At 33.3% G+C, this 1,881-nt stretch carries 3 protein-coding genes; all 3 read right to left on the bottom strand.

The features are described 5' to 3' along the window. The coding region (locus tag K6343_05450; GenBank protein MEF3245405.1) for an AAA family ATPase at positions 1-611 on the bottom strand (611 nt) is incomplete at its 3' end. 9 nt (positions 612-620) lie between these two features. After that, entirely contained in the window at positions 621-1,223 is a 603-nt protein-coding gene (locus K6343_05445) for an ATP-dependent Clp protease proteolytic subunit (protein MEF3245404.1), read from the bottom strand. Continuing rightward, positions 1,210-1,881, bottom strand: a 672-nt coding sequence (locus K6343_05440; GenBank protein MEF3245403.1) for a hypothetical protein, incomplete at its 5' end; no start/stop codon positions are given. The genes K6343_05440 and K6343_05445, both read right to left, overlap by 14 nt.

Here is a 1,881-nt window from a genome sequence, read left to right as displayed (position 1 = left end):
CCTTCAAGTATCTTTAATAATCCCTGTTGGACCCCTTCGCCTGAAACATCTCTTGTTATCGAAGGGTTTGCAGTTTTACGGGCTATCTTATCAATTTCATCAATATAAGCAATACCTTTTTCAGCTTTTGCAACATCAAAATCTGCAGCTTGAAGAAGCCTTTGAATTATATTTTCGACATCTTCTCCAACATATCCTGCTTCGGTAATGCTAGTTGCATCAGAAATGGCAAGTGGAACATCGAGTAATCTGGAAAGAACCTGTGCAAAGAAAGTCTTACCAGAACCCGTTGGACCAATGAGTAAAATATTACTTTTTTCTATTTCGATATCTTTTTTATCTTGGTATATTCTTTTGTAATGGTTATATGCTGCAACTGAAATTACAATTTTTGCTTCTTCTTGCCCTATAATATACTGGTCTAGATATGCCTTTATTTCTGTTGGCTTGGGTATATTGTTTTTTACATTCTTTTTTCGAGTTTCTTTAGTTAAAAGGTTATAAGCTTTCAAAATACATTCGTTACAAATATACACACCATTTGGCCCAGCTATAAGTCTATCAACCTCGCTATAAGATTTTCCACAAAAGGAACAACGCAATTCGTCCAACTATACCTCCTAAGTTGATCTTACAGAAATAATTTCATCAATTATTCCGTATTCTTTTGCTTCCTCAGGAGACATAAAATAATCCCTTTCAGTATCCCTTTGGATTTTTTCCTCAGGTTGACCTGTATGCTTTGAAAGTATTTCGTTAATCATTCTTTTAATTCTAATGAGTTCTTTTGCTTGAATCTCTATATCTGTTGCCTGCCCTTGAGCTCCACCCCAAGGTTGATGGATAAGTATCCTTGAATGAGGTAAAGCATATCTTTTGCCTTTTCTTCCCGCTGCAAGTAAAACTGCTGCAAGAGAAGCTGCTTGCCCAAGGCAAATTGTTGCAACAGGTGCTTTTATATACTGCATCGTATCGTATATTGCCATCCCCGGAATTACTTCACCACCAGGGCTATTTATATAAAGGTATATCTCCTGTGTAGAGTCAAGAGATTCAAGATAAAGTAATTCTGCAACAATCAAGTCAGAGTGATATGTTTCAATTTCACCAGTTAAAAATATAATTCTATCCTTTAACAATCTTGAATAAATATCAAAACTAATCTCACCTCTTCCGGTTGTTTCAACAACACTTGGTATAATCGGCAAATTAATCACCTCCAAATTCTATTATAGCATTTTCTTTTAATATTGAAAGTGCTTTTGTTCTTAAAATTACGTTTTTAAGGTAATTTCTAAGTTCATTTGTGAGGGAAATTTTTGAACTGTCAAGGTTTTCTTCCTTTACCAACCTTTCAAAGGCTTCTTTAATTTCATCATCAGAGGCTTGAATATCGTATTTTTTTATAATCTCCCTAATGACTAAATCTTTTTTAAGTTCTTCAACAATATCTTCTTTTAACTCTTTTTTAAACTCATCAACTGTCTTACCTTCTTTTTCTAAAAGGTTTTGAAGTTTCAATCCTCTTTTAATATATTCTCTGTCAAGCTCTTTAAATCTCTCTTCTGTTGCCTCTTCAATATAACCAGAAGGAAGCTCACAATCCAATTTTGATGCAAGGTAATCAAGTGCTTTATTCCCACGGCTTTCTTCAGCTTGCAACTTTTTATTCTCAAATATCTCTTTCTTTATCTTTTCTTTAAGGTCATTTAAGGAATCAGCTCCAACCTCTTTTGCAAAATCATCATTTAATTCTGGCGATTTTTTACTTTTTATAGATACTACCTTAAATCGAACAAATGTATTGTTTGTATTCACATCAAATTCATCATTTTGACTCTTTCCAATGATTTTTTCATTAAAATCACCGATAACTTTATC

It is taken from the genome of Caldisericaceae bacterium, assembly GCA_036574215.1.
Taxonomy (GTDB): Bacteria; Caldisericota; Caldisericia; order Caldisericales; family Caldisericaceae; genus Caldisericum.
Note: the sequence above shows the minus strand (reverse complement) of the source record. Positions and strands in the feature narration are given on the sequence as shown.